At 71.5% G+C, this 6,184-nt stretch carries 7 protein-coding genes; 2 read left to right on the top strand and 5 right to left on the bottom strand.

Going from position 1 to position 6,184, the window contains the following annotated elements:
* Nucleotides 1-148: 148 nt before the first annotated feature.
* Together IE313_RS33010 and IE313_RS33005 are read right to left on the bottom strand one after the other, a co-directional pair.
* The gene (locus tag IE313_RS33010) at nucleotides 149-391 is read right to left on the bottom strand and encodes a DUF5302 domain-containing protein (protein WP_189938795.1); all 243 of its coding nucleotides are present in this window, start codon (nucleotides 389-391) and stop codon (nucleotides 149-151) included.
* A gap of 162 nt (nucleotides 392-553) precedes the next feature.
* On the bottom strand, nucleotides 554-1,540 hold the full coding sequence (locus IE313_RS33005) for an MsnO8 family LLM class oxidoreductase (protein ID WP_189938793.1): 987 nt from the start codon (nucleotides 1,538-1,540) through the stop codon (nucleotides 554-556).
* Nucleotides 1,541-1,722: 182 nt separating this feature from the next.
* On the opposite strand from IE313_RS33005, the gene IE313_RS33000 reads away from it, so the two are divergent.
* Nucleotides 1,723-2,268 carry a hypothetical protein gene (locus IE313_RS33000; RefSeq protein ID WP_189938792.1) on the top strand — a complete coding sequence of 182 codons (546 nt, stop codon included), beginning with the start codon at nucleotides 1,723-1,725 and terminating at the stop codon, nucleotides 2,266-2,268.
* Here IE313_RS33000 and IE313_RS32995 read toward each other — a convergent pair.
* Together IE313_RS32995 and IE313_RS32990 are read right to left on the bottom strand one after the other, a co-directional pair.
* Complete coding sequence (locus IE313_RS32995) at nucleotides 2,244-2,684, bottom strand: FAD-dependent oxidoreductase (protein ID WP_373317116.1); 441 nt, start codon at nucleotides 2,682-2,684, stop codon at nucleotides 2,244-2,246. The two genes, IE313_RS33000 and IE313_RS32995, sit on opposite strands and share 25 nt — an antisense overlap.
* A gap of 1,085 nt (nucleotides 2,685-3,769) precedes the next feature.
* Nucleotides 3,770-4,471, bottom strand: coding sequence for a sulfotransferase family protein (locus IE313_RS32990; RefSeq protein WP_189938789.1), 702 nt, complete (start codon nucleotides 4,469-4,471; stop codon nucleotides 3,770-3,772).
* A 311-nt stretch (nucleotides 4,472-4,782) separates the two neighbouring features.
* Here IE313_RS32990 and IE313_RS32985 point away from each other — a divergent pair, with 311 nt between their 5' ends.
* The gene (locus tag IE313_RS32985) at nucleotides 4,783-5,376 is read left to right on the top strand and encodes an ALF repeat-containing protein (protein ID WP_189938787.1); all 594 of its coding nucleotides are present in this window, start codon (nucleotides 4,783-4,785) and stop codon (nucleotides 5,374-5,376) included.
* A 97-nt stretch (nucleotides 5,377-5,473) separates the two neighbouring features.
* Here the strand turns inward: IE313_RS32985 and IE313_RS32980 are convergent, their stop codons facing one another.
* A complete protein-coding gene (locus tag IE313_RS32980) occupies nucleotides 5,474-6,061 on the bottom strand; it encodes a TetR/AcrR family transcriptional regulator (RefSeq protein WP_189938785.1) in 588 nt (195 codons plus the stop codon).
* Nucleotides 6,062-6,184: the final 123 nt, after the last annotated feature.

The raw sequence follows: 6,184 nt of genomic DNA, 5'->3' as shown, positions 1-6,184 counted from the left end.
GCTGCGGGGCCGACCCCGCAGCGGGCACGCGGAGCCCCTCACGCCGAGGCGGTGACACCTCCGGGACCCGTTCGCACTCTTCGGAACGGGTCGTAGGGGTGTCGGGCGGACGGAGTCCTGCCGGTCCCGTCCGGTGTCCGGGTGGGACTCAGCCGCCGCTCTTGCGCCGGAACGACCGCTGGTTCGCGGCCGGACCGTGCGCGCCTCGAACCTTGGACGCGTCGGTGTTCGCGGCGAGGGCAGCGGCCTCCGCCTGCATGCCTCGCTTGCGGGCCAGGGCCTCCCGGAACTTGGCCTTCAGGTCATACTGGCCGTTCTCGTCGGGTGCCAGGGCGGGGCTCTCGTCCTCGGTCGACTCCGAACCTTCCTGTGATGGGGACTCCTCGGCCATGGTGACCTCCTGGGTTCGGGTACTGGGAAGCACAGCTTGTCATGCCGGGCACCGCCGTGGTCGCCCGCGTCCGGATGTAGTCGGCCGGCGGCCGTATGCGGCTGCCGCGGGCCGGGGAACCGGGGGCGCCGGGGCCGAGGCGAACGATCTCGAAGCCCTGGACTACCGCGCCTTTGCCGCGCGGATGTGGTCCACGATCAGCTCGAAGGAACGGACCCGGTCGCGGAGGTCGTAGACAGGGGTGACGAGCATCAGCTCGTCGGCCCCCGTGGCCTCGGCGAGCAGACCGAGCTTGCGGACGGCGTCCTCCGGGGTCCCCTGGACCTGGTGTGCCTTGAACGCCGCCAGCGCCTTTCGCTCCTGGGGAGTGAACTCGTGGGCCGCCGCGGCCTCGGGAGTGGGGAAGGCGGCTTCGCTGCGCCCCTGGAGGAGCCCCGTCTTGATCACGTCCATCGGACCGGCGAGGCGTGCGGCCGCCTCCTCGGTCTCGGCGCAGACGGTTTCCACGCACACCAGTACCTGCGGCCGCCCGCTCCAGCGCGAGGGCGTGAAGTCCTTGCGGTAGAGCTCCAGCGCGGCGAGCGTGTTGTCGGGGCGGATGTGATGGGCGAAGGCGATCGGCAGGCCGAGCCCGGCCGCGAGCGCGGCGCCCGCGGTGCTGGACGCCAGGAGCCACGGCTGCGGCAGATGCCCCAGATCGACCTCGGTGATCAGGTAGTCGAGCGTTGCCGCCACGTCGTCGCGGTACTCGTCGTCCGTGGCGGGGGCGGACCCGCGGCGCAGTGCGCGAGCGGTGGCCTCGTCGAACGTACCGGGCCCGCGCCCGATGCCGAGGTCGATCCGGTCCGGGTGCAACGCGGCGAGCGTCGCGAACTGCTCGGCCACGGTGATCGGCGCGTGGTTGGGCGCCAGGACCCCGCCGGAACCCAGCCGGATCGCCGAGGTCGCGGCGGCGGTGTGCGCCGTGAGTACCACGGGCGGGAAGGCGCCGATGGCGGGGGAGTGGTGGTGCTCGGCGTACCACAGCCGGGCGTAGCCCAGCCTGTCGAGCTCCTGGGCGAAGACGGCGCTGTCGCGCAAGGTCGCCTTGGCCGGCTTGCCGGCCTCGACCATGGCGACCTCGAGCGCGGAGAGCGGTAGATCGATCACGCGACCAGCCTAAACGCTCCGGGGCGGCTGCGTTCGGTGCATCGGGCGGACCGGGAGGAGGACGCGAGGGCGGGCGCCCGCAACCGGGCCCGGCCGCGGGCACGTTGAGTGGGGCCGCCGCCCAGGCTGTCTGTGCGGTGGTGGGCTGTGTAGCCACCGCACCTGGTGGAGACCGTTCAGGTGTGAGCGACACGATTGCGATTGCCTTGGTCACGGCGGTGTCCACGTTGCTCGGGGTCTGGTTCAGCGGGCTTGTCGCGTTACGGACGACGGCGCGTCAGTTGGAGGCCCAGGAGAAGCAGCGGCGCGGGGAGCACGAGGAACAGCGAGCGGCCAGGAAGCGAGAGCTGCGCCGTCAGGTGTACGTGCAGTTCCTCGACGAGTCCCAGGCACTGGAGAACGCGTTGATCCAGACGTGGGACCACCCGCTGCCCCAGGACTGCGAGTCCATCGTCAACGACCTCCGCACCAGGCTGCTGAGGCTTCGGGGCATATTCCACGTGCTGGACCTGGAAGGGCCCCCGCCCGTGACGGAGGCGGCACGCGACGTCCAGATCGCGGCGCAGAGGCAGATCGACCAACTGGAGACCGTTGCGCGCAGGGCACGTGGCCAGCGTACGACCAACAGCCTCGGCATCTTCGCCGGTGCTGAGTGGGAGGCGTGTCTGAGGGTTTCGGACAGCGTGCGTGACGAGCTTCTGCGTCAGGCACGCAGTGCGCTGGAATGAAGGGCCGCAAACCGGCGGGACGGAGAGCACGTCCCTTTTCGCACGAGCTCGTTACGGCCGGGACCCGGGCGTTCCCGCAGCCCGGGAACCGGGGGCAGCTCATCGACCAGGCCCGTCGTCACCAGCAGCCGCCTCGCCCGGAAACGGCGGCCGCTTGCGGCCTCGACGACGAAGCCGCCCGCCACGCGCCGGGCGGCCACGACCCGATCGGACACGATCCGCCCGCCGTAGCCGGCAACCTCCTCCCGCCCGATGCGCAGCAGCCCAAGCGGCGGCACACCGTCCCGGGACAGCAGACCGTGCGCGGCCGCGGCGGGCGCGTTGCGCGGTTCACCGGAGTCGACGACCAGTACGGAACGGCGGGCGCGTGCCAGGGTCAGCGCCGCTGAGAGCCCGGCGACACCTCCTCCGACCACCAGACGTCACATTCGTCGCAAGCCTTCTTCGCGGTCATGCCCACACCGTGCTCCGGGCCCATGAGACCCGCAGTCTTTCTTGCCGTTCCGGCAATCCCTCGGGGACGCACTCAGAGTCCCGGTTCTCGACGGCGCGTCGGAGTTCGCCGGTGAGGTGGGCGAACAGTTTCCGGTCGGGACGTGCCGCACCCTCGCCCACCTCGGAGGCAACTGCCGCCCGTGGTCGGTGATCTTGGGGCGGGCGGCGTGGCCGTGCCCGGGTGGGGTCCGCTGCACCGTGCCCCGCTGCTCCAGCGCGCGCACCGTGGCGTGCGTGCGCTGCGCCGTGACGCCGGCCCGGCGGGCGAGGTTCGGAGCGGAAGAGGCCGGGGCGGTGCGGCAGAGGGGCCAGTGTGCCGTCATGGCGCATGGTGAGCCCCGGCGGCGCGAGTTCGGCATCGACTCTCCGGCTCGGCATCCGCCCGGCGGCGACCATCAGAACCGCACGGGAGCCCTTATGCGCGGGCTCGCCCTCACCCGTCATGGCCAGCGTGTTCTCCCGGCTCGGGCGGTACTCCCTGCCCTCCGCGCCCCAGTAGTGGCGCGGAGGGCAGGAAGCCGCCCGGCTACCGGATTGGCGGCGGCCGGGTCGGGCGGCGTGGCGGAGAGCCGGGCGCCGGGGCAGAGGATCGGGCACAGCCCCGGCTGCCCCGACCGCGACGGGGTGATCCGCCTGGATCAGGAAGCTGACGCGGGCCGGACGACGCTGGACAGGGACCTGCGTCTACCCCTCGGGAGGCGGTGGGGGCCGGGTGGGCCGGGCGGGGCGATGCCGAACGGACGAGTCGATCCTGCCGTCCTCGGCTCCGGTCCGCCGCCCGCTGCCGTGCCGGTAACGCCCCGGACTCGGCTGAGGCCCAGCGCTGCCGCACGTGTGGGCGGAGAGCCGGATTCAGCTCGGTCGGCGCGTACCCGGGGCGACCGATCCCGCCGGGTCCCTCTATGCGTATGCGTACAGGCCCGCTTGCCGGCGGGGGCCAGGCGTCCCGCCGACCGTCCACCGTGCAGTCGCAGACACCCGTCAACGGGACCCCGGTCAGTGGGAGTCAGCCGTCGGTGTCCCCGCCGGGCGCGGACCGGGCGGCGACGAGCGCCCGCTGCCGCCGTGCGAGGAGCTGCTTGGCGAGTTCGGCGAAGCCGCCGGACTCGTTGACGCGTGGGAACTCTTCCTCGGGGACCGGCACCTGCAGGAAGTCGCAGAGCGGGCCCCAGCCCTCGCTCACCTGGAAGACCAGCAGCCGCTCGGCCGGCACGGTGGCCTTCACCTCGGCGATGTGCCGGTTGAAGGCCTTCACGGCGTCGTCCTCGTCCATCTCGCTCAGCAGACGGTCGCCGCCGACGTCGAGGATGCGCGGATGCAGCTCCTCGGACATGAAGCGGATGAACGCGGCGGTGCCCGGGTCGACGTCCTGCGGATGCGGCATGTGCTTGGCGAAGATGGTCTGTCTGGCGCTCGCGTACCAGCGGTGCGGGTCCCGCACCGTCAGCACGACCTTGGCCTCGGGCCATGCCTCCATCAGCTCCCGCCAGAAGACGCAGCCGGGGAAGTCCACCGTCGCCCGGTACCCCTCGAACAGCCGGCGCACGTCCAGCGTGTCACTGGCCAGCTCCTCCTGCCACAGCGGCATCTGAAGAGGATTGGTGATCACTTCGGCCATGTGATGACAGGGGTCGAAACCGAGCCTCTTGAGCGCCGCTTGCATCGATAACGTACCGGTGCGGCCGTATCCGGCGCCTATCACGTCCATGCTGATCGTTCCCTCCTGCGCGGGGTACTTCCCCGTGCGTTCGGGACACTACGCCTGGCCGGCGCCGGCAATCGGAGTGGTGTCCAGCTCAGCAGGCCCTGGTGCGCTCGCCGTTGCGCCGACCGCATCCGCGGGATGCCGCCGACGATCCGACCAGTTCCTCTACGCCGGCCGGCAGCCGGCACCATGGCGGCAGGGGAACGACACGATGTCCGCTCGACAAGGGCATGTCCCTGGATACTGTTGGTGCCTTTGGTGCACAAAGGGTGAGGACCACCTCACCCACGGCATGCCCGTGGAGGCATACACACATGAGACCGACCCGTGCCGCGCTGCTCGTCGCTGCCACCGCCATGGCGCCCGCCCTCCTTCTCGCCGGCCCGGCATTCGCCGCCGTTCCGACGGGCACGTCCACTGTCACGACGGCCACGTCCGGCACACCGGTGGATGAGATGACGGAAGCGGAACTGCGCGCCGCGATAGCCGACATCCTGGCGGACGACAGCGGCAGAGCAGTCGTTCGGGAGGCCGGCGAGGCCCTCAACGGCACCGTCGAGGACATGCGCGCGTTCCTGGTGTCCGGGTACCGCCAAGCCCGGTTCGAGGACGACCTGGTCGCCATCGCCCGCATCCTCGACGGGGCGTTGAGGAACGGTGACAAGGCGGTCATCGCGGGGTGCAACGAGGCGCTCGACGCCCATACCCCGGAAACCGCGCGCGCCTTCCGGGAGACGGGGTACCGGCTCGCTCAGGCGGAGGACGACGCCGTCTACATCGCCCGCATGCTCGCCGACCCGGACATCAGCGACGCTCTGCGCGCTGCCGCAAACGCGGTCCTCGACGACGGCTCCCCCGAGGCCCTGCGGTACTTCCGGGTGACCGGGCAGTACGAGGTGAACGGCTAGGACTCCTCCCACCGGCGGGAACGGCCGCCGCCGTTCCCGCTCGGTACCCGCCCGGCGACGGCCTGCACACCCCCGCCGAATGCGGGCTGCCCCCGGTTCAGGCCGCGGGCTGTGCGGCGTGGGTGCGCACGCAGTCGCGGGCTGACGCCTTGGCGGCGTCCACCACGCCGCGGTCCTGCAGGAGGCGGCCCGAAGCGAGGGCACCGTCGATCAGCAGTCCCAGGTGGTCGGCCAGTGCGGTCGGGTCCCCGGCGCCCGCGGCGCGGCCGAGCCCGGCCAGCCATTCCTGCCGCCGTCGGGTGTGGGTCGTGGCGGCCTCATGGGCCTTGGAGCCCGGCTCGGCCTCGACGGCGGCACTGATGAAGGGGCAGCCGAAGAAGCCGTGGCGGTCGAACGAGGCCACCAGTGCGTCGAACAGCCCCACTATCTGCTGGGCGGGGGCAGGCCCGGCCGCCTCGGCCGCTGTCCGCAACTGCTCCATCCATGAGTCGTCCGTGCGCCGCAGATAGGCCGCGATGAGGTCGTCCTTGGTGCGGAAATGGGCGTACAGCGTGGACTTGGCCACCCCGGACTCCGCGATGACCTGGTCGATCCCGACCCCGCGCAGCCCGTGCCGGTGGAAGAGGCCGGCGGCCGTGTCGAGGATCTTCTGCTCGGTGTTCGTCTTGCGTACGCGCGTCGCCATGCCATACAGACTAGTCCGTTTTATTAACTGCCGCATCCGGTTGCATCCGCTTAATCGAACAGACTAGTCTGTCTTCCTGCCGGGGGCTGGAGACGCCGGCCACCGGGAGTGGTCCGAGAAGAA

This window comes from Streptomyces sulfonofaciens, from assembly GCF_014656295.1.
GTDB classification, from domain to species: domain Bacteria; phylum Actinomycetota; class Actinomycetes; order Streptomycetales; family Streptomycetaceae; genus Streptomyces; species Streptomyces sulfonofaciens.
The sequence above is the reverse complement of the archived record's forward strand: the minus strand, read 5'-3'. Positions and strand labels throughout refer to the sequence as shown.